The organism is Caballeronia sp. GAWG1-1 (assembly GCF_023631465.1).
Taxonomy (GTDB): domain Bacteria; phylum Pseudomonadota; class Gammaproteobacteria; order Burkholderiales; family Burkholderiaceae; genus Caballeronia.
This window is the reverse complement of sequence record NZ_JALQDB010000053.1, coordinates 26,001-44,162: the sequence shown is the minus strand read 5'-3', so window position 1 is coordinate 44,162 and position 18,162 is coordinate 26,001. Positions and strand designations below refer to the sequence as shown.

At 58.0% G+C, this 18,162-nt stretch carries 21 protein-coding genes; 15 read left to right on the top strand and 6 right to left on the bottom strand.

What is annotated here, in order from left to right; all coding sequences use genetic code 11:
* Positions 1-2 precede the first annotated feature (2 nt).
* From NCT03_RS31185 to NCT03_RS31170, 4 genes are all read left to right on the top strand, one after another.
* Complete coding sequence (locus NCT03_RS31185) at positions 3-854, top strand: amidohydrolase family protein (protein WP_250495253.1); 852 nt, start codon at positions 3-5, stop codon at positions 852-854.
* A 99-nt stretch (positions 855-953) separates the two neighbouring features.
* Positions 954-1,262: a hypothetical protein gene (locus tag NCT03_RS31180; RefSeq protein WP_250495252.1), complete on the top strand. Its 309-nt coding sequence runs from the start codon at positions 954-956 to the stop codon at positions 1,260-1,262.
* A gap of 143 nt (positions 1,263-1,405) precedes the next feature.
* Positions 1,406-1,624 carry a hypothetical protein gene (locus NCT03_RS31175; protein WP_250468339.1) on the top strand — a complete coding sequence of 73 codons (219 nt, stop codon included), beginning with the start codon at positions 1,406-1,408 and terminating at the stop codon, positions 1,622-1,624.
* A gap of 265 nt (positions 1,625-1,889) precedes the next feature.
* Complete coding sequence (locus tag NCT03_RS31170) at positions 1,890-2,369, top strand: ribonuclease (RefSeq protein WP_250495250.1); 480 nt, start codon at positions 1,890-1,892, stop codon at positions 2,367-2,369.
* 246 nt (positions 2,370-2,615) lie between these two features.
* Here NCT03_RS31170 and NCT03_RS31165 read toward each other — a convergent pair whose 3' ends face one another.
* Positions 2,616-3,065: a tautomerase family protein gene (locus NCT03_RS31165; RefSeq protein WP_250495248.1), complete on the bottom strand. Its 450-nt coding sequence runs from the start codon at positions 3,063-3,065 to the stop codon at positions 2,616-2,618.
* 29 nt (positions 3,066-3,094) lie between these two features.
* On the bottom strand, positions 3,095-3,577 hold the full coding sequence (locus NCT03_RS31160; RefSeq protein ID WP_250495247.1) for a MarR family winged helix-turn-helix transcriptional regulator: 483 nt from the start codon (positions 3,575-3,577) through the stop codon (positions 3,095-3,097).
* Between the two features lie 126 nt (positions 3,578-3,703).
* On the opposite strand from NCT03_RS31160, the gene NCT03_RS31155 reads away from it, so the two are divergent.
* Complete coding sequence (locus NCT03_RS31155) at positions 3,704-4,084, top strand: tautomerase family protein (RefSeq protein WP_250495246.1); 381 nt, start codon at positions 3,704-3,706, stop codon at positions 4,082-4,084.
* A gap of 12 nt (positions 4,085-4,096) precedes the next feature.
* On the top strand, positions 4,097-5,641 hold the full coding sequence (locus NCT03_RS31150; protein ID WP_250495245.1) for an MFS transporter: 1,545 nt from the start codon (positions 4,097-4,099) through the stop codon (positions 5,639-5,641).
* Between the two features lies 1 nt (position 5,642).
* On the opposite strand, the gene NCT03_RS31145 is transcribed toward NCT03_RS31150, so the two are convergent.
* Positions 5,643-6,074 carry an NUDIX hydrolase gene (locus NCT03_RS31145; protein WP_250495244.1) on the bottom strand — a complete coding sequence of 144 codons (432 nt, stop codon included), beginning with the start codon at positions 6,072-6,074 and terminating at the stop codon, positions 5,643-5,645.
* Between the two features lie 1,204 nt (positions 6,075-7,278).
* Here NCT03_RS31145 and NCT03_RS31140 point away from each other — a divergent pair.
* The gene (locus tag NCT03_RS31140) at positions 7,279-8,370 is read left to right on the top strand and encodes a lipopolysaccharide biosynthesis protein (RefSeq protein ID WP_244832454.1); all 1,092 of its coding nucleotides are present in this window, start codon (positions 7,279-7,281) and stop codon (positions 8,368-8,370) included.
* 100 nt (positions 8,371-8,470) lie between these two features.
* Here NCT03_RS31140 and NCT03_RS31135 read toward each other — a convergent pair whose 3' ends face one another.
* On the bottom strand, positions 8,471-9,139 hold the full coding sequence (locus NCT03_RS31135; RefSeq protein ID WP_250495243.1) for a helix-turn-helix transcriptional regulator: 669 nt from the start codon (positions 9,137-9,139) through the stop codon (positions 8,471-8,473).
* A gap of 461 nt (positions 9,140-9,600) precedes the next feature.
* Between NCT03_RS31135 and NCT03_RS31130 the strand changes: the two genes are divergently transcribed.
* The 6 genes from NCT03_RS31130 (at position 9,601) to csgH (ending at position 14,403) form a co-directional block, all read left to right on the top strand.
* The gene (locus NCT03_RS31130; protein ID WP_250495242.1) at positions 9,601-10,293 is read left to right on the top strand and encodes a CsgE family curli-type amyloid fiber assembly protein; all 693 of its coding nucleotides are present in this window, start codon (positions 9,601-9,603) and stop codon (positions 10,291-10,293) included.
* A gap of 70 nt (positions 10,294-10,363) precedes the next feature.
* Positions 10,364-10,804, top strand: coding sequence for a curli assembly protein CsgF (locus NCT03_RS31125; protein ID WP_244832457.1), 441 nt, complete (start codon positions 10,364-10,366; stop codon positions 10,802-10,804).
* A gap of 90 nt (positions 10,805-10,894) precedes the next feature.
* Positions 10,895-11,815, top strand: coding sequence for a CsgG/HfaB family protein (locus NCT03_RS31120; RefSeq protein WP_250495241.1), 921 nt, complete (start codon positions 10,895-10,897; stop codon positions 11,813-11,815).
* 95 nt (positions 11,816-11,910) lie between these two features.
* Positions 11,911-12,384 (top strand): hypothetical protein, encoded by a 474-nt coding sequence (locus tag NCT03_RS31115; protein WP_244832459.1) that lies wholly within the window; start codon positions 11,911-11,913, stop codon positions 12,382-12,384.
* 190 nt (positions 12,385-12,574) lie between these two features.
* Entirely contained in the window at positions 12,575-13,909 is a 1,335-nt protein-coding gene (locus NCT03_RS31110) for a beta strand repeat-containing protein (protein ID WP_250495240.1), read from the top strand.
* 161 nt (positions 13,910-14,070) lie between these two features.
* Complete coding sequence (gene csgH, locus NCT03_RS31105) at positions 14,071-14,403, top strand: curli-like amyloid fiber formation chaperone CsgH (RefSeq protein ID WP_250495239.1); 333 nt, start codon at positions 14,071-14,073, stop codon at positions 14,401-14,403.
* A gap of 24 nt (positions 14,404-14,427) precedes the next feature.
* Here csgH and NCT03_RS31100 read toward each other — a convergent pair whose 3' ends face one another.
* Complete coding sequence (locus NCT03_RS31100) at positions 14,428-15,327, bottom strand: LysR family transcriptional regulator (RefSeq protein ID WP_250495238.1); 900 nt, start codon at positions 15,325-15,327, stop codon at positions 14,428-14,430.
* Positions 15,328-15,453: 126 nt separating this feature from the next.
* Here NCT03_RS31100 and NCT03_RS31095 point away from each other — a divergent pair, with 126 nt between their 5' ends.
* Entirely contained in the window at positions 15,454-16,056 is a 603-nt protein-coding gene (locus NCT03_RS31095) for an NADPH-dependent F420 reductase (protein ID WP_250495237.1), read from the top strand.
* A 149-nt stretch (positions 16,057-16,205) separates the two neighbouring features.
* Here the strand turns inward: NCT03_RS31095 and NCT03_RS31090 are convergent, their stop codons facing one another.
* Positions 16,206-16,862, bottom strand: a complete 657-nt coding sequence (locus NCT03_RS31090) for a TetR/AcrR family transcriptional regulator (protein WP_250495236.1) — start codon at positions 16,860-16,862, stop codon at positions 16,206-16,208.
* 175 nt (positions 16,863-17,037) lie between these two features.
* Here NCT03_RS31090 and NCT03_RS31085 point away from each other — a divergent pair, with 175 nt between their 5' ends.
* Positions 17,038-18,162, top strand: a complete 1,125-nt coding sequence (locus tag NCT03_RS31085) for an HlyD family secretion protein (RefSeq protein ID WP_244832463.1) — start codon at positions 17,038-17,040, stop codon at positions 18,160-18,162.

Here is an 18,162-nt window from a genome sequence, read left to right as displayed (position 1 = left end):
CCATGTTCGTGGACTTTTCGAGCCGTCCTCCGTCGTTGCAGTTCGACGGTCCTGTCACTCATCTGGCGAATTATCGGCGCGTGTACGAGGGTACGGAGCGTCAAGTCGCGAGTGCGAATGGTGTCGATCCACTCGACGACTATCTCGCGACTTACGAGCGACTGAAGGCGCGACATGTCGTGTTGAAGGCGCGCGATCTCACCAGCACGTTCGGCGTGAAGATAGCGAACGAGCACGTGGCTGCGTTTTGTCACACGCATGGCGAGCGCTACATCGGCTTTGCAGGCGTCGATCCGCATAAAGGCGATGCGGCGGTCGCGGAGTTCGAGACGGCGGTGCGCGAACTCGGTCTGCGTGGGTTGAATGTGCAGGGCTTCGAGCATAAGTTGGCTATCGACGATCCCTTGCTGTTTCCGCTTTATCGCAAATGTGTCGAATTAAACGTGCCGGTGAATATTCATTGCGGCACGAACTTCTCGACGCATACCTCGATGATGCATGGCCATCCTGCCGCGCTCGATCGCGTGATGATGACGTTGCCCGCGTTGCGGGTATGCGCTTCGCCGCCGGGATGGCCGTGGGTGCATGAACTGCTTGCGGTGGCGTGGCGGCATCCGAATGTATGGATAGGCACCGTGGCTGTGCGGCCGAAGCTGCTTGCCACCGCGCACTCGGGTTACGAGCCGCTTTTGCAATACGGCAAGACAGTGCTTAAGAAGCGCATGATCTTCGGGTCCGCGTTTCCGATGATGCCGGTCGACAAGGCTTTGCACGAGTTCGATGCGCTTGGGATGGCGGATCAGGTTCGCGAGGATTGGCTCTGCAACAACGCGGTGCAGTTCCTCGGGGGCTAAAGCGCCCGCGTCGTGAATCAGAATGAAAGGCGGTACGCGTGTTGCTGACAGTGAACGTCGTATGACCTTCAAGCCAGCGCTCAACTCACGAGGAACACGATGGAACCGATGAAGCCCATGAAACCCATGACGCCGATGCAACCGATGGAGTCCATGAAGCCGATGGAACATTGGTGGCCGGACAATCTCGGCGAGCCGCAAACGAGTGGTGCACAGAACGGTCTGCGCTACGCCTTCTTTGCGGATGCGAAGCGACTTTTAATCGAAGACAACGGCACGTTAAAGACTTATGACAGCGCGGACCATCGCATTAGCGGGGTGTCCCAAGGAAGTGGCGCAGGGCATGGCCCTGCGTTTACCAGTCAGAATGGCGTGGTAGACCTTACAACATTGAAGGAGATTAAGTAGCTGGCTTGTCAGGGATGTCTTCCAACAAGGACCGGAAATTTTTTTTCGATGCGTGTCAACACACAGCGTGGCGAGGCGTTAAGCAAGTACTCGCGGTACTTAAGCCGCGACACTGTTAAACAACCACGAAGGGCCTGACCGCCATGAAAAAGCAACTCGTTGCCGCATCGATCGCCGCTTTGTTTTCCGTTGGTGTATTCGCACAGGCTTCGGCGCCTGCCGTAGCCCCTGCAGCTCCGGCTGCCACGACGGCCGACGCCGCGCAGCCCGCAAGTGGAACCAAGACTAAAAAGCATCACCGCAAGCATCACAAGAACACGACGAAGGCTGCCCCGATCCCGTCGTCGGCACCGAAGCCCTAAGCTTTAGGGTGTCGAATTCGCTTCGTTCGGCAGTGGTTCAGGGTTGAAACGATCGAACGAGGTGACGGAGTATTCGAAGTGCGGCTTAAAGGCGCGATACCTGCGCCTTTAGGCCGTTTTCGTTTGCGCTTCCTGGTTGAGTTCTTAAAGCATCGTTGGTGCGGTTTCGTCGACCACGCGCGAACATTGCCTCAGGCTGCTACTAGCGCTATTCTTGAACCGCTTGCAGTAATCGAATGCTGGTCAATCCGGGGACAACAACTTCGTGAAGCGAACTCTGGCTCTCTGCTGCATTTTTACCTTGAGCGCAATCCTCTGCGCATGCAACAAAGACGGATCGCGAAGCGCGACTCCAGATGCGGGCGCATCAGCGAGTCAGGCGCCAGTCCAACCCGGACAGGTCGCGAGCGGTACGCAAGCCGCATCGGCCACGCAGGAGCACAGCGCGCCAGCCGCCGTCACCGTTATCACCAAAGCGCAATTGCCAGGCGAGGCGACTGAGACACTGCGTCTGATCAAGGCCGGTGGTCCGTTCCCCTTCGCCGAGGACGGTGTCATGTTCCGCAATAGCGCCGCAATGCTGCCGCAACATCCGCGTGGCTACTACCGCGCCTATACCGTGCGCACGCCGGGCGCGACGGATCGCGGGCAACGACGCATCGTGTGCGGTGGACAGCGCAAACAGACTAATGACTGCTATTACACTGAAGATTACTACGTCAGTTTCAAGCGTATTGCAGATTGATTTGGAATAAGCGGGATGCCTTGGGGCGCCTTCTTAAAAGGACCTCGATTGCTTCTTAGCGATTCTTAGGCGCGCTGCTCGACGTTGGTAATGGCGGTGGGGAATGCTATCGTCATACGTTTAGATGGGTTGAAGCGTTGGATGGCATCCCCATCCATATCGAGGAGCGTAAGTGATTCTTGAGGCGAGTCGTAGGCAATAGTGTCGTATGACCCGCCAACATAATCGAAGAGCGTGAGTCGACCATCAGTCCGGTGTGCCCGCAAGCCCTAGCAAATAGGCGCGATCTGCCTCCGGCAGCCCGTCAAGCCACTGTTGTTCAGTTCCAGGCTGAGGCAAGACTTGTCCGTATTCGATCATGTTCGCAGGCGGCAACTCGGAGAGATAAACCCATAAAAAACGCTTTTCTAACTTCGAGATTCGATGAAGGGATTCCACGATATCGGCAAGCAACCTGGCCTTTTGCTCAGGCGTTCTTCCTGCGCGAATGTGTCCATGCACGAAGATCTGATTCGTATCGATCCGCTTACCGCCCATGAAATGAGCCCCTCGTGGAATCGCGCTGAACATGACCTGCGCGAAGAAAGTTTGCGCACCCGTGGCTTGACTATGCGCTCGGGTGATTTCGCGCGCGATGTTTGCTTTCGCGTCATCGGAAAGCAGTCCGTCCGTGACAGATACGAAGTAAGTCGGCATATGGCGTCTCCCTAATTAGCGTTTATCCGCTAGCGTTGCATGTTCTTTTCGAAGCGCTCCGCAAATTCATCCGATAAGAGCTTGTCCAGCACGCCGCGCAATACTTCGGCTTCGGCGCGGCCCAATGATGAATCGAAGATAGCTTGCGCCTTACGCCACAGAACGTCGGATTCAGCGAGCTTCTCGCGTCCTTCGGGCGTGAGACCAATCGATTTATGCCGCCTGTCGTCAGGGTTCACCGCGAGTGAGATGAAGCCGTCACGCTCAAGCGGCTTGAGCGTATGCGCGAGCGCGCCCGAATCCATTACCAGCGCTGCAGCGAGCTTGCCGACGTTGGTCGGCTCCGATCGCCCGATCTGAGCGAGCACCGCGCGCTGCGTGATTTTCAGGCCGCTTGGCGATATTGCCGCGTCATAGAGTTGTGAAATACGTCGCGTGGCCTTGCGCAGTGCGGTGCAACTGCAACCGGGTCGCCCGCGATTCACATTCTTTGCCGCCATTTTCGTTGCCATCACTCATTCCTCTGCGAAGTTTCCTGCAGAGTCATTATTCCATTATCAGCATATGCAGGCAATTGACAGATTGCAAGCATATGCTGATAATTCGCCGCACCGGTCCTCATCAAATGGAGCTCCATCATGCCGTTTGTTCGTATCGACTTGAAGAAGGGAAAGGATGCCGACTATCGCCAGCAGATCGGCCTCGTCGTTTATGAAGCGATGCTCAGTGTCGGTGTGCCACAGAACGACCGCTTCCAGGTCATCAACGAGCATGAAGACGCCAACTTCATGTTCGATCCGACGTATCTTGGCATTGCGCGCGACGACGACCTCGTCATCATCCAAATCACGTGGAACGAAGGACGTAACACCGATCAAAAGAAAGCGCTCTACCGCGCAATTGCCGAGGGACTTTCGACAGCGCCGGGCATACGGCCTGAGAACGTCTTCATCAACCTGGTCGAAGTGAAAAAAGAGAACTGGTCGTTCGGCAACGGCATTGCGCAATACGCGGTTTGAGGAGCGCGCCGCATGGATCGTTCACTCGCAAGCAGACCGGACGCCGCGACGAAGCGGCATGAGTGGCTCGTGCTCATCTGCACCTCGGCGCCGTCCTTCATGCTGCAACTCGATGCGAACATCGTGTCGGTGTCGCTGCCCTCCATTGCGCGCTCGCTTCATGCGGATTTCGCGGGCATCGAGTGGGTGATCACGGCGTACATGTTGAGCTTCGCGTCGCTGTTGATGCCAGCAGGCGCGCTCGCCGACCGCTTCGGACGCAAGCGCTTGCTCGTTACAGGGCTGATGTTGTTCACCTTCGCATCGCTGCTATGCGGGTCCGCGTGGAACTTGCCGATGTTGATAGCCGCGCGCGCGTTGCAAGGCGCCGGTGCGGCCATGCAATTGAGCGCCGCACTCGCCACCTTGTCGCACGCATTCCACGGCGAAGCACGGGCGCGAGCGTTCGCGTTTTGGGGCACCGTAGTGGGCATCGGGATCGCGAGCGGTCCGGTGGTCGGTGGACTGATCACGCAGGCGTTCGGCTGGCAATGGGCGTTCTATGTCAACGTGCCGATAGGCGTCGTATTGCTTGCGTTGATCTTGCGCGTGATCGAATCGTCGCGCGATCCGCACTCGATGCGACTCGACCTGCCAGGCGTCGCATGCTTCGGAACGGCGCTCTTTCTAACGACGCTTGCGCTTATCGAAGGCAATCGGCGCGGCTGGCATGATCGCTGGATCATCGCTGAATTCGTGGGCGCTGGCGTGCTGTTCGTGTTGTTCGTCATTGTCGAGCGACGTCAGACGCGGCCGATGCTCGATCTATCGTACTTCCGCAATCGAACGTTTCTCGGTGCGACGCTCGCGCAGTTTGCGTTTTCCATCGGCATGCTCACGATGCTGACGTTCGTGCCGATCTTTCTGCAAAGCGGTCTCGGCGCGACATCGGCGAGTGCGGGTCTCATGATGCTGCCGATGGTCGGGCCACTCTTTATCGTGCCGCGTCTCGTGTCGCGTCATCTCGCGCATCGCCTGACAGGGCGCGCGTTGCTTTCGCTCGGGTTGCTTACGGTGTGCATCGGGCTCGTCTGTTTCGCGGCGGTCGTGACCATGCTTGCTTATGCGCCTCTCATCGTAGGCATGATCGTGACGGGCATCGGCGCGGGCATGCTCAACGGCGAGACGACCAAGGTTTCGATGACCGTGATCCCGAAGGAGCGATCCGGCATGGCGTCGGGTGTGTCGGGCACGACGCGTTTTACCGGACTCGTCATTGGAATCGCGATGCTCGGCGCGGTGATGTTTGCGCGTGTCCAAAATGTCATTACGAATTCGATGCCTTCCGTCGATTCGCAGCAGCGCCTTCATCTCGTAGTGGATATCACTGCAGGGCATCTTCAGCGCGCAACCTTGCCAGGTTGGAGCGATGCCGCGTTGCATACACTCGGTGCGATTAGCTTCGCCAAAGGGTATCAAGCGCTGTTCGTCGTGGCTGCATTGTTCATGTTGTTGTCGGCAGCGTTGACTTGGCGCCTCGTGAATCCGGCTGAGACACCGCCGACTTTAGCACGCTGAATTAAGGCTTGAAATCAGCCAGTATCACGCCGTTGCGAATATTTTCAAGCGCATGGGCTATGTAGTCGACGGTCGGCTCAGGCGGATGGTCCGGCAGCGCCCAAACAAACGCAGAACACTTGTGCGGCTCCATGTTCGCAAGGACGCCTTCCCAAGAACGACATGTCAGAAAGAAGCTTATTCGGTTCTGTTCCGAATCGCGTCGCATCACCAACTTGAAGTCGAGAGAACCTGGCGCGATGCTCACGCCGGCTTCTTCCTTCGACTCGCGGATCGCGCATTCCTCGATGGATTCCCCAGGTTCGAGATGACCGGCGACCAGCGAATACTGACCGTCTCTATGGCCGGTATTTGCGCGCTGGATGAAGAGATATTCGTTATTGTCGTTCTTGAACAGGACATGTACGTCGACAACGCTTTGCATTCGGCTCATCTTTGTGCACCGTGGAAGAAGCTGATGTTCGGTTCGCGATCCTACGTCGCGAAGCGGCGAGCGCAAGTTTAAACCGCGAGGCGGCTTATTGGATATTGGCGGCGATGAATCAGGCTGATTGCGTCGAGCCTCGACGGCGACTTTGGTTGAATCCTGATCCGGCGTGCACTATGTTGGAACTCATCCTCTCAGTATTTCCCGAAGCGAGCGCACAAAGCAGCCCTGCCAATGAAGCGCAAATTAGATAGTTTGGAGTCCTCGAACGGCCCTTTAATGCGGGTCATCCATTCAGCATGCATAGCGCATGCGATTCCACTTTGCCTTTTGCCATCACGACGCTTCGCGATGGTATCGAGAGGTCGCTAAGAAGTATCGCTTAGTCAACTTTGTTACCCAGCTTTCGAGCATCGGGATGACAGGGGGCATTGCGCTTTGCTTCTAGAGTAACGCTCTAGCCGTTGCGGGCGGTTGAGAGCCTGAGATTACCGGCTTTCGCAAATGGCCCGGCCGAATTCCTTCCCCTAAGAAGTGCGATAGGGGTCGCTGTCTTTAGCGATCCTCTAAGCAGCTTGCGCTAGCAAACTCGTCGGCCTGTCGCGTCGATTCCATCACACATGGCAACGTCTCGCGACTCGACGCTAGCGCCTACGCCCTGTGCGCTCGCTACCGTTCTAACGGGCTACGCGTCGATCCAACGATTGCGCAATGTCGCACAACGCCTTTAAGACCAACGGTGTCCAATTTTTGTACCCCTGAAACCGCCGCCATCCTTTCGAAATAGAAACTTCATATCAATCGGTATATGTTTCACTGTCAGGAAAACTTAACGCATTTTTTTCTTAATTTCACATTTACAGTCATCTCATAAGACGATAACCTTGCTTCCGTTCTCACCAATTCGGCACATCTTGCTCTAAGCAAGAATTCGCACAGCCGAATACGGTAATAGTTGCTACATCTAACGCGGTTTCTTGTGTCTTACGTTCGGAAGCTTCGATCGGCAGTTCCTGCAGTCGAAAGCAATCGTTTGCTTACGTGCTGAGTACAAAGCAAGCCGCGGAAAGCCGTGACTCGTCGCGAAGTCGACGTGGTGCTACGGCGAACCTCGCAACTAGCGAACTGTGTGCTAGCTGTCGGCGGAAAGTGCCGGCAACCTTTTAAACATGTGCGGGCGCTAGCCCGGCAATTAGTTATGCAAACTAACATGAATGAAAATCAGTCTTCCCATTTCCTGAAAGTTCTGTCGAAAACTAAAGCCGCAGCGCTTGCCACTGCTCTGGTCGCTTCCACGTTGCTCGCAGCTTGCGGTGGCGGCGGCGAAAGCGCAGTCGATGCCGCAGTCGACAAGTCCGCCGCCACGCCGCAATCGACCGAAAAGGCCGCAACCACCAGTTCCATCTTCTACGGCGCAAACGGCCACATCACGAACGGCGGCGCGTATGACACCACGTCGTACGCAACGCAGCTTTCGCAACTCCAAAATCTCGGCGTGAAGATTTACCGTAACGACGTGTACAGCCAGGCATCGGCGAAGGTTCTCGCCACGGTCGCAAAGCAGTTTGCGGCAGGCGGCGTACAGGTTTATCCGGTGATGCTGCTGGGCCTGAACTACAACAGCGAGCAGGCCGCCTATAACGCGGGCTACACGATGGGCCAGCAGACGGCGCAGACGTACAACTACACGTACTACGAAGTCGGCAATGAGCTCGAAGCAAACACGCTCTCTGGCAACTACGACGGCAACGTCTGGAACCATTACAGCAATCAGCCGTTCACGGTCGCACGCGGGTTGATTCGCGGCATGATCGCGGGCGTGAAGTCGGTCAATAGCTCGGCGAAGATCATCGTCGACGGCACGTGGAAGCACACCGCGTTCTTTCAGATGCTTGCGGACGGCTCGCAGCCGGACGGCACGCATGGTCACCCGACTGTCAGCTGGGACATCACGGCATGGCACTGGTACTCGGACCAGGGCGACATGACCCACGCTTGCGGCAACACAGGTTGCCATGACATCCTCGGCGTGCTGAACTCGTTTGGCAAACCGGTCTGGATCAACGAGTACGGTGTGCGTCCGACCTACGGTACGTACTCGGCAATCGCGTCGTACTTCACCGGCAGCTTGATGATGCAGCAGTTTTACAACAACGCGGCAAAGTACAACATCCAGTCGATTCAGGCTTTCGAAATGTACGACGACAGCGAAGGCGCATACGGCCTCATGACGAGCGATGGCAAGACGCAAAAGCCTGCCTTCACCGCAGTCAAGAGTTTCATTGCAAGTCACCCGAAGTAAAGCGAGTCAGAAAGGGCCTTCGGGCTCTTTCTTTTCTTGTTCGGTAAGCGTTGAGGCCCGTTCCCATTCAACCGATGGTCAACGTTCACCAGGTCGCACGTTACGTCACGATGCTCGCTAGCCGCATCAATTCCGACTGACGCGAGCAGGACGTTTTCTTGAGCGTTGCGGCAAGGTGCTTACGTACGGTCGCAATCGACACGTCGAGAATCGCTGCGCATTCATTGACGCTGTGACCGCAGATCAACTCGCACAGCATCCGCGCTTCAGCCTGCGATAAGCCCAACACACTTTGTAGTGTCGCTACCTCCGGCCGGCGAAAAATATGACGGCGCTCAATGCGCAATACCGCTCGCGGCCGTGAGGAAAGCACAAGATCGTCCGCGCGCGTGATCACGATATGCCACGCATGTCCCCAAGCTCCAGTCACGACGATCGTGCTGCACTGACCGCAAGCCAGCGTCTTCGCCACGCTCGACTTGAGTCCTCCGTAGGCCTTCGGGTTCAGATGCATGAGCTGTCCATCGCGGATAGCAAGACCACCCTGGTCGCCAAGTAGGGCCAACGCGTTCGACATCTTGCACATGACGTTCAGATCGGCATCGACGGCGACGACCGTGGTCTCTTCGTTGAACAGATAATCGACCAGCGCTGCGGCATCGCTGCTTTCGAGCGCGACGGCCTTGACCGTCCGAGCGTCCGACATCGCTTCCTGCGCGTTGATCGAAACCGCGACGTTCATCTCCGATGCCACGATACATTCCAGCATTTCATCCCCTTCGGTGTTTTTTTAGGCCGGCTTTGGAGCCATCACGTTGGCACTTTTGCATCGACCAAGCAGAGGCAATTTGTATGCCAAATCCTGCGAAGCCTTGTTGGACAAGAGGTCTCCAAAAGCCGCTCACTGCTAGTTGAAATCCGCACGAATTTGAACCAGGCGGACCAAAACTGTTTCAGTCACGAACGTCCCGCTTTCGGTCGCTAACGTTTGCGCAGCGGCTTTTAAGGGCGATCGACTCAACCGAACGAGCGTCTCAAACGCCCGCCGCACGTGCGTTCTCGTAACACCGTAACGTGTTCCCCGCGACACGAGTCGCGGAAGTTTCATGGCAGCGAGAGGTGTTCATTTGACCCATCGACATCCGCCATCGCCATCCGCCAGAATGCGTTCCATACCACTGCATCGCTTCGGCCAAACGAAGTCTGCAGGAATGACGACGAGAGGCTCGTATGCGACACGATGGCGATGCAAACAGGATCTCGACGAAGGGCGCGTGGCGCATGCCGCAGTTCTGGGTCGCGTCGATGACGTTCGTGACCACGGCCGCGCTACTCGGCAACATGGTCGATAACGCGGCATATGCTCAAGGCGCGCAGGACGCCGATTCGCCGTCGAGCGCTCATGGCTCCGCTTCGGGTAATGAAGCACGTGCGCTCGTCACGCTGCCGAACCCGCCGACGCCGAGTCCGCTTACGAGGGTCCGGCCGCAAGCGGCGTCGCCTGCACTCACCGACAGTGCGACGGTCAGCCGCCAGTCGACGATCACGGGCAGCAACACATTGCCCGCCAAGCCGGATGCCAGATCTCCACTCGTGGATACGCTTGGCGGGATCGTTACCAACGACGCGGTGACGCTGGTAGGCGAAGACTTCTATAACTTTTTTGCTCAGGCATGGACGCAGATGCCGATGAGCGAACGCTATAACGTGTCGGTCCATGAGCGTCCCTCTGCAAGATACGGCAGTCTGATCTGGGTCGAATACGATCAGCGTCGCGTGTTTCAGGCGTTCTTGCCTATTGCCCGGGCGAACGTGCGGCCTATTGCCGAAAGCGCGGCGGCGAGCGCGTTGCAGACAGTGCTGCAGGCGGATATATCGCGCCTGCTGTTTCATGAAGCCGATCTCGCATCGGATGAAATGTAAGTCGCGGCATACGGTAGCAGAAAGACAAAGACAGCATTCAAACGATAAAAGAGAGTTCTAGGAAATCGGGATGACTAACCAAAAGACCTTCACGCGGATATTGCTTACCGCCATTGCCAACGCGGGACTGATCGGCGGAGCGTATGCCTCGCCGCTGGTCTACGAGCCCATCAATCCGACCTTCGGCGGGAATCCCGCGAACGGTCCTGTTCTCATGGATCAGGCGACCGCACAGAACAAGCATCAGGACCCGAGTCTGGCGAGCCTGACCAGTTCGCAGTCCACGCTCGATCAATTCAACAGTCAGTTGCAGCAGGCCATTCTGTCACGCGTGGCGAGTTCGGTGACGAGTTCGATCGTGGGCACGGATGGATCGCTCAAGCCAGGCACCATCAACACGGGCAACTTCTCCATCAACATCGCGCAGATAGCGAACGGCAATCTGCAAGTGACGACGACCGACAAGACCTCGGGTGCTTCAACGACTTTCGTGGTGAGCGGCGGCCAGTAACGCAGCCTACGCCAAATGCTGGAGCGAGGGCTGCGACCAGCCGTCATCCAGATCGATACCAACAAGAAACAGCAAGACACGGGGAATATCATGAACCGATTCGCACTCCGGGCAACGCTCGCGCTCGTCAGCGCCGCCGTGCTCACGCTCTCAGGCTGCGCGGTATCGCCGCAGAATGTGGCGGGCAACGCGACGCTCACGCCGCCCACGCGCGTGACCCGCGACCTCGTGCATCTGCCGCCGCCCAAGGGCCGCGTGCTCGCTGCCGTCTATGGCTTTCGTGATCTGACCGGTCAGTACAAGCCGTCGCCCGACAGTTCGTTTTCATCGCAGGTTACGCAAGGTGGAGCGTCGTTCCTCGTTGCCGCCATGCGCGATTCCGGCTGGTTCACGCCGGTCGAGCGCGAGAATCTTCAGGACCTGCTGACCGAACGCAAGATCATGCGCGCGCTCGAAACACCGGACGACAAGAACCGCGTCATTCCGCAGATCGGCGCGTTGGCGCCGGCCAGCATCATCCTCGAAGGCGGGATCGTGGCGTACGACTCGAATGTGAAGACCGGCGGCGCAGGCGTGGCGTATCTCGGGATCAGCGGCTCGCAGCAATATCGCGTGGATCAGGTGACCGTGAACTTACGCACCGTCGATATACGCAACGGGCAAATCCTGAATAGCGTCTCGACGACCAAAACCATCTACTCGTATCAAGTGGATGTCGGCGTCTACAAGTTCGTTGGCTTCAAGGATCTGCTTCAGGCTGAAGCAGGCTTGACGCGCAATGAGCCGGCGCAGTTATGCGTCAAGGAAGCGATCGAATCCGCAGTGGTTCATCTGATCGTGCAGGGACTGAAGAACCAGACTTGGGCGCTCACGGACGACAAGGACTGGTACGACCAGACAGTTCAGCGTTATCTGCAGGAAAACCAGAACTACGTCGCGGATATGGACAAGGTCAACACCTCGTATGACCCGACGAAGGTCGAACCGGAAAAGGCATCGTCGGGCGGTTGATTCCGGCGCACGCGATTATTACCTCGCATCAGGAGCCGTAAATGAAGAACCGAATAATCAAGAAGTCGATCGCTAATAAAGTATACGGAATGCTTATGATTGTTGCGTCGACCGCGAGTGCCGCTGACCTGTCCTTCATCTCGGATTTCGGTGCAGGGGAGCCGGCTTTCACGGTGAGCCGCCAAAGCGCGACGGTGAATCAGACGGGTTCAGCGAACACGGTGCAGGCCCGGCAAACCGGCGTCAACGCGATCACCATCAATCAGATTGGCGTGGCGAACGTGGCGGCGTCGCAGCAAACCGGGACGCAGAACTGGCAGTCGCTGGTGCAGTCAGGTAACGGCAATCAGTATGTCGGCGTGCAATCGGGGTCATACAACACGGCCAGCGTGACGCAACGAGGCAATAGCGATTACGCGTCGGTTACGCAATACGGGTCTCGCAACGACGCATCGGTAGCGCAACGCGGCAACGGTAATCAGGCAACCATCATTCAAGGAGGCGCCGGCAGCGGCATTCAGGTCCAGCAAACGGGTAACGGAGCAAAGGCGTTGGTGATCGCCCGATAAGCATACAACAATGAGCAAGGAATCAAGGAGCAGCCATTCGATGAAACGACGAGTGAAGTAGCGGCAGCAGCAGGGGAAAGGCGGCAAGTGCACACCATGAAAATGCCAAGCAGGCCGGACCACTGAAATGAAAGCAAAAGCACAAACACGAAACCATCGTTCACTGGTTCATATAAGGGGTTGACCAATCATGAAGATCAAAGCATCCGTCGTTGCAATGGGGTTTCTGGCACTGGCCTCGTCGAGCGTGTTCGCCGAAGCCATCAACAACACCGTCACCGTGACCACGACCGGTACATACAACAATGCATTGGTTGACCAGAAGGACACGAACGGCGATAACGTCGCAATATCGCAGCAGGGCGGCCTTATCGCGGCCGGCAACCGCGCGAGTGTCACCGAATCGAGCTCACGCGACAACACAGTTGTGATCAACCAGTCGAGTGTGCTTAACAACGCATCGGTCAATACGAGCGGCGGTGCGGGCAATGCAACAAACATCGATCAGAGCGGTGTGCTTACCGCCGCCAAGGCGTCGGTCGTGCAAACGGGCGAAGTGCAGAACAAGGTCAACATCACGCAGACCGGCTTCGTGAGTGGTTCGACCGCCAACGTGAACTCGAACAATGGCACCGGCAACACGACTTCGATCTATCAGACCGGTGTGAATTCGGCGAGCGTTGCGCAGAATGTCGGTTCGGATAACACGACGATCATCAGCCAGACCGGCGCGCTCGGCGTGGCATCGGTGGGCCAGGCTTCGTCGTCGGGTAACAACACGAATGTTCAGCAAGATGGCGCCAGCGGCAACGCAACGGTCTCTCAGACGCTCGGCTACGACAACACCACGAACATCGCGCAGCATGGCTCGCTGGAGACGGCAACGGTCTCGCAACTCGGCGCGCTCGGCAACACGACGCAGATTCTGCAAACCGGTCCGAGCAACACGGCAAACGTCGCACAGACTTTGTCGGCGGCCAACCTGACTTCGATCTCGCAGACCGGCTCGAATAACGACGCGGCCGTCTCGACGATGCTTGCGCTAGGCGGCAACGTCACGGTGTCGCAGATGGGCTCGAAGAGTCAGGCCTCGGTTTCGCAGGTGAGCGAAGCAGGTTCGAGCGCGACCGTGTCGCAAAGTGGCTCAGGCGTGAATAATGTCAGCACGTTGCAGCAAAACGGCAGCGGCAACGAGATCACGTCGACCCAGGTTTCGAGTGGCACGGCCGTCAACACGGCGGGCCTTTCGCAAGTCGGCGCATTCGGCTCGAAGCTCGATCTGCTCCAGCATGGCAGCGGCAACAATGCGGTGGCGTATCAGGCCGGGATGGAAGAAACGCTGTTGGCATCGCAAGATGGCGTGAGCAACGAGTTGTACTCGTCGCAATCGGGCAGCGGCAACCGCATTGCATCGACGCAAGTTGGTGGAAGCAACTACGCATCGGTCACGCAAGCCGGTTCAAGCAACATCGCCACCGTGACGCAAACAGGCATCCACAACTCGACGACGATCGCTCAGCACTAAGGGGCGTAGTAAAGATCGTTGTGTGTGTTCGACTCGAACGGCCGAGCCCCCGGCCGTTTGATCGATGCTCTCCTTCACCCCGCGTGGTGCCGGTCGATATTCATAGCCACCACGCCGGGTGCTTTTCCATTCAGACGCGCTTTGCCTGAGAGGAGCCGATCATGATCGCGTTCTCCGATGTCGCCGTGTCCTTCGATGTCACTTCCGCCAACGGTTCGATCCGCGTCGTTCCGTACGTTGTTTGCGTGTACGACACCGGCCTCGACTACGACTTGCACGTGCTCAAGTCGGGCGCGTCGGGCACGTCGAACGTGTCGCAGTCGGGCAGTTTGCATTTGCGCGGCGGCGAGAGCCGAGCGGTCTCGACGCTTGCCGTGTCATCGGCGAAAGGGGAGGCTTGCAAGGTCAGCATCACGTTGATGCAGGCCGGGCGTGTGATCCGTACGGTCAGCACGGATTGCGGAACTGGCAGCGCTTACCAGGCGACTCGTTGAAAGCCCGAGCGGCCGTTTGAACCATCAACTTTGCCACTGAGTTTTCAATCGTTCGATGAACCATTTGCCTGCAGGTCCAGGCGGCCGCGAAGGCTGCTGAAAAATGGACATCGTCAAAAGCCAGCCGCTGGGCGGCATCTCGTCCGTATCGAGAACAACCAGCGTCCCTGCGGCGATGTCTTTTTCGACCATATGCAAAGGCATGCCTCCCCAGCCCACGCAGTCCTTTAAAAACGCGTATTTGGTGGACAAGTCCGCCAAGCGCCAGGTCGAAGCGGAGGCCACGCCGAAGTCGCGACCTGCCGTGAGATCGGATCTGTCGGTCAGCACCAGTTGAACGTGGCGGCCAAGCTCACGCCGTGTTATTCGGCGACTGATGGCTGCAAGCGGATGCTGCGCCGAAGCCACCGCGACCACGGGCACGTCGCCGAGCCGCTCGCTCGTCAGCGATGAAAATGCCTGCGGCAGCGGCGGTAGTATGCCGAGACTGCATCGGCCGTCGAGAACGGGTAGATAAGCCGCTCCCAGTCCTTCGACGAAGAGACGTAGCGGCGTCAGTGGAAACTGCTCGGCGAAGGCCTTTGCGACTGCACTGATCACGTCAGTCGGGAAGAAAACGTCGACCACTACCGAGAGTTCGGCTTCCACGCCCGATGTCATGAGCCTCGCACGCGCCTTCAACGCATCCACCCCGGCGACGATATTGCGAGCGTCCGCGAGCAACAGCGCGCCCTCCGGTGTGAGCTTCGGGAATCGTCCAGAGCGCTCGAAAAGAATGACGCCCGTTTGATCTTCCAATCCTCCGACCCAGCCACTCACCGCCGACTGAACGCGATTGAGTTTTCGCGCTGCCGCCGAGAAACTGCCCTCATCCACGGCGGCGATAAAGGTTCTGAGTTGATCCAGCGATATTCCATCGAGCATGGCGGCTATCCATCTCCGAGCGTGATGGATTGTATCTCGATATGCCGTCTTCCCAGATCGTTCACGCAATGCCACGATCTACTCAAGCAACGACGTACTCGTGACCAACCAGAAAAAGGAATTCTCATGACTTATTCGATCATCGGGAGCGGCAGCGTAGGCGCCGCGATTGCCCGTCAATTCGCTCGCAGCGGCATCACGGCAGGCATCGCGAACACGCGCGGGCCGGAATCCATCGCACCTATCGCGCAAGAGCTCGGCGACAAGATCGTACCTATGACGTTGCAGGACGCGCTCAAGGCCGACGTGATCATTCTCGCGGTTCCGTTCTGGGCGCATCGCGATGTCGCCAAGGCTATGGCTAGCTGGCAAGGCAAAGTCGTAATCGACGCCACCAATGCCTATGGCGTGCCGCTAAACGAACTGGACGATCTGCCTTCCTCGGCGGTCGTGGCGAAGGCGCTGCCAGGCGCACATTTGGTCAAGGCGTTCAACCATCTGCCCGCGCGCGTGCTCGCGCAGGAACCCGCGACTTCAGCGGGACGCCGAGTGCTCTTTTTATCGAGCGATGATGAGGGCGCCAACGCAACCGTCGCGGCGCTCGTCGAACGGCTCGGTTATGCGCCGGTCAGTCTCGGCAAGCTCGCCGAAGGCGGTCAACTCGTACAGGCCCGTGACAAGCATTGGGCGGCGTTGATCTTTCAGGACCTGTTCAAGCAGGAGCAATGAGCCCTGTACGATCATGTCATAGGACCCGAGCCATATGACCGGAGAAGGTTGGCTATCCGTGCGCTCGATGACATATAAAGGCGCCGCTTGAAGTCGTGTGGAAGTTGCTCGTCGATGCAAAGCAGGGGTCGAGCGACTACTGCGTGCCTCTATAAAAACGCATTCAGCGCACCCGCCGTGACGAATACAGCGATAGTCCGCTTGACATGCGAGCGGATCTCGTTGCGAAGATCATCGAGGTTTTCATCCATCAATGCTCTCATGAGCATGGGCGGGACGATTGCATCGAGCATCTGAGTGGCGATGATCAACGCATTGCGCTTGATGGCAGCGCGCGCACTGGCGTCGCGCGCAATTTGCGAATGTTCCGCCATCAAGCTCGCTACCGCGTCGATGCCGCGCAGGCGCCCCGCCTCGCGTGTCATTTTCGCCAGCGACGGAAATCGCGGCGCGTCGGCTACCACCACTCTGATCAACCCGATCACCTCGTCGTCGAGCAAGCGTGTGACGAGCGCGCGCGTCACCCCTTCGAGTTGCTCGACGAGAGCAGAGGATTGCGGCGCCTCGAACACGGGACGCAAGCACCGCTCGCAATTTCGTTTGACCACTTCGGCGAAGAGCGCTTCCTTGCTCGGATACCGACTGTACAACGTTGCCTTGCCTGCGCCCGCCGCCTCGGCGATGCGCTCCAGCGACGCTCCAGCGAAACCCTGCTGCAGAAAGACGGTACTCGCCGCGTCCAGAATGCGCTCTTCCACATCGCCTGCCATCGCGTTGGACGGACGGCCTTTCTTGCGCGAGAACATGGCTCCTATGGGGCATAGGGAGGCATGTCCGTTGCCATCTTTCATCGTGCGTTTCACGGCTGATCCTTGCATAAATCTCCAGCGCAAGATTAACACAGACGCCGCTTATTAAAAAAAGAACGATACCGTTCCGTTCTATTGTAGAATGCATCTCAATATTGGTTGGGAGAGTGCAATGGCCGGAAGTGAAAGCGAAGATAGCAAGCCCTCCGGCGATGCCGGAGAAGGCGACCGCGAGCAAGCCGACAAGAAGCCGGGCGAGGAAACGTCCAAGCCGATGAGCCCGAAGCGCAAGCGCATGAATGCCATCATCGGCGGAACGGTATTACTGATTTGTGTGGCTGGAGGCGTTGCGTACTGGCTCCATAGCCGGCACTACGAGAGTACCGACGACGCGTTCATCGACAGCAATCAAAGCCAGATTGCATCGCAGGTGAACGGTCGCGTGATCGAATTGCTGGTGGCGGATAACCAGCACGTCGAAAAGAATCAGCCGCTCTTGCGCATAGATCCACGCGACTTCGAAGTGAAGCTCGAACAAGCCGAGGCACAGGAAGCCAATGCCGTTGCGCAAGTTGCGCAGGCGCATGCCGACCTGCTGTATCAGCAAGCCAATCTCGCGCAGCAGACCGCGCAGGTGCGCGTCGCGCAGGCCGATCTACTGCAGGCGCAACAGGATCTCGCGCGCTATACGGGCACGGACCCGGCCGCCATCACGCGTCAGCAACTCGAACAGAGTCAGGCGACCACCAAGAGCGCGCTCGCGAGGCTCGATAGCGCGAAGCAGGCCGTTCAGGCGGGCGAAGCGCAGGTCGCGTCGCAACGAACCAAGATCGACGCCGCTCAGGCATCGGTGCGTCAGACGCATGCGGATGTCGATAACGCGAAGCTGCAATTGAGCTACACGGAAGTCGTCGCACCGCAGGCAGGGAAGGTGACGCGCCGCACCGTGAACCTTGGCAACTACGTGACGCCCGGACAGGCGCTCGTTGCAGTGGTGCCCGACGAGATGTGGGTCACCGCGAACTTCAAGGAAACGCAGCTCGTTCACATGAACGTGGGACAACCCGTGGATGTCACCGTGGATGCTTATCCCGACAAGGTTCTCCACGCGCATGTCGAGAGTCTGCAACGCGGTACGGGCTCGGTGTTCAGCAGCCTGCCTGCGGAAAACGCCACGGGCAATTACGTGAAAGTGGTGCAGCGTCTGCCCGTGAAGATCGTCTTCGATGGCGACGACTGGCGCAACATGCCGCTCGCGCCGGGTCTCTCCGTCAGTCCGCGCGTGACGGTACGTTGA

What these genes read in the sequence shown, in the direction of transcription:
- NCT03_RS31185 (WP_250495253.1), top strand. Translation starts at nt 3, where the DNA reads ATGTTCGTGGACTTTTCGAGCCGTCCTCCGTCGTTGCAGTTCGACGGT.
- NCT03_RS31180 (WP_250495252.1), top strand. Translation starts at nt 954, where the DNA reads ATGGAACCGATGAAGCCCATGAAACCCATGACGCCGATGCAACCGATG.
- NCT03_RS31175 (WP_250468339.1), top strand. Translation starts at nt 1,406, where the DNA reads ATGAAAAAGCAACTCGTTGCCGCATCGATCGCCGCTTTGTTTTCCGTT.
- NCT03_RS31165 (WP_250495248.1), bottom strand. Translation starts at nt 3,065, where the DNA reads ATGCCGACTTACTTCGTATCTGTCACGGACGGACTGCTTTCCGATGAC.
- NCT03_RS31160 (WP_250495247.1), bottom strand. Translation starts at nt 3,577, where the DNA reads ATGGCAACGAAAATGGCGGCAAAGAATGTGAATCGCGGGCGACCCGGT.
- NCT03_RS31155 (WP_250495246.1), top strand. Translation starts at nt 3,704, where the DNA reads ATGCCGTTTGTTCGTATCGACTTGAAGAAGGGAAAGGATGCCGACTAT.
- NCT03_RS31150 (WP_250495245.1), top strand. Translation starts at nt 4,097, where the DNA reads ATGGATCGTTCACTCGCAAGCAGACCGGACGCCGCGACGAAGCGGCAT.
- NCT03_RS31145 (WP_250495244.1), bottom strand. Translation starts at nt 6,074, where the DNA reads ATGAGCCGAATGCAAAGCGTTGTCGACGTACATGTCCTGTTCAAGAAC.
- NCT03_RS31140 (WP_244832454.1), top strand. Translation starts at nt 7,279, where the DNA reads ATGAATGAAAATCAGTCTTCCCATTTCCTGAAAGTTCTGTCGAAAACT.
- NCT03_RS31135 (WP_250495243.1), bottom strand. Translation starts at nt 9,139, where the DNA reads ATGCTGGAATGTATCGTGGCATCGGAGATGAACGTCGCGGTTTCGATC.
- NCT03_RS31130 (WP_250495242.1), top strand. Translation starts at nt 9,601, where the DNA reads ATGCGACACGATGGCGATGCAAACAGGATCTCGACGAAGGGCGCGTGG.
- NCT03_RS31125 (WP_244832457.1), top strand. Translation starts at nt 10,364, where the DNA reads ATGACTAACCAAAAGACCTTCACGCGGATATTGCTTACCGCCATTGCC.
- NCT03_RS31120 (WP_250495241.1), top strand. Translation starts at nt 10,895, where the DNA reads ATGAACCGATTCGCACTCCGGGCAACGCTCGCGCTCGTCAGCGCCGCC.
- NCT03_RS31115 (WP_244832459.1), top strand. Translation starts at nt 11,911, where the DNA reads ATGATTGTTGCGTCGACCGCGAGTGCCGCTGACCTGTCCTTCATCTCG.
- NCT03_RS31110 (WP_250495240.1), top strand. Translation starts at nt 12,575, where the DNA reads ATGAAGATCAAAGCATCCGTCGTTGCAATGGGGTTTCTGGCACTGGCC.
- csgH (WP_250495239.1), top strand. Translation starts at nt 14,071, where the DNA reads ATGATCGCGTTCTCCGATGTCGCCGTGTCCTTCGATGTCACTTCCGCC.
- NCT03_RS31100 (WP_250495238.1), bottom strand. Translation starts at nt 15,327, where the DNA reads ATGCTCGATGGAATATCGCTGGATCAACTCAGAACCTTTATCGCCGCC.
- NCT03_RS31095 (WP_250495237.1), top strand. Translation starts at nt 15,454, where the DNA reads ATGACTTATTCGATCATCGGGAGCGGCAGCGTAGGCGCCGCGATTGCC.
- NCT03_RS31090 (WP_250495236.1), bottom strand. Translation starts at nt 16,862, where the DNA reads ATGTTCTCGCGCAAGAAAGGCCGTCCGTCCAACGCGATGGCAGGCGAT.
- NCT03_RS31085 (WP_244832463.1), top strand. Translation starts at nt 17,038, where the DNA reads ATGGCCGGAAGTGAAAGCGAAGATAGCAAGCCCTCCGGCGATGCCGGA.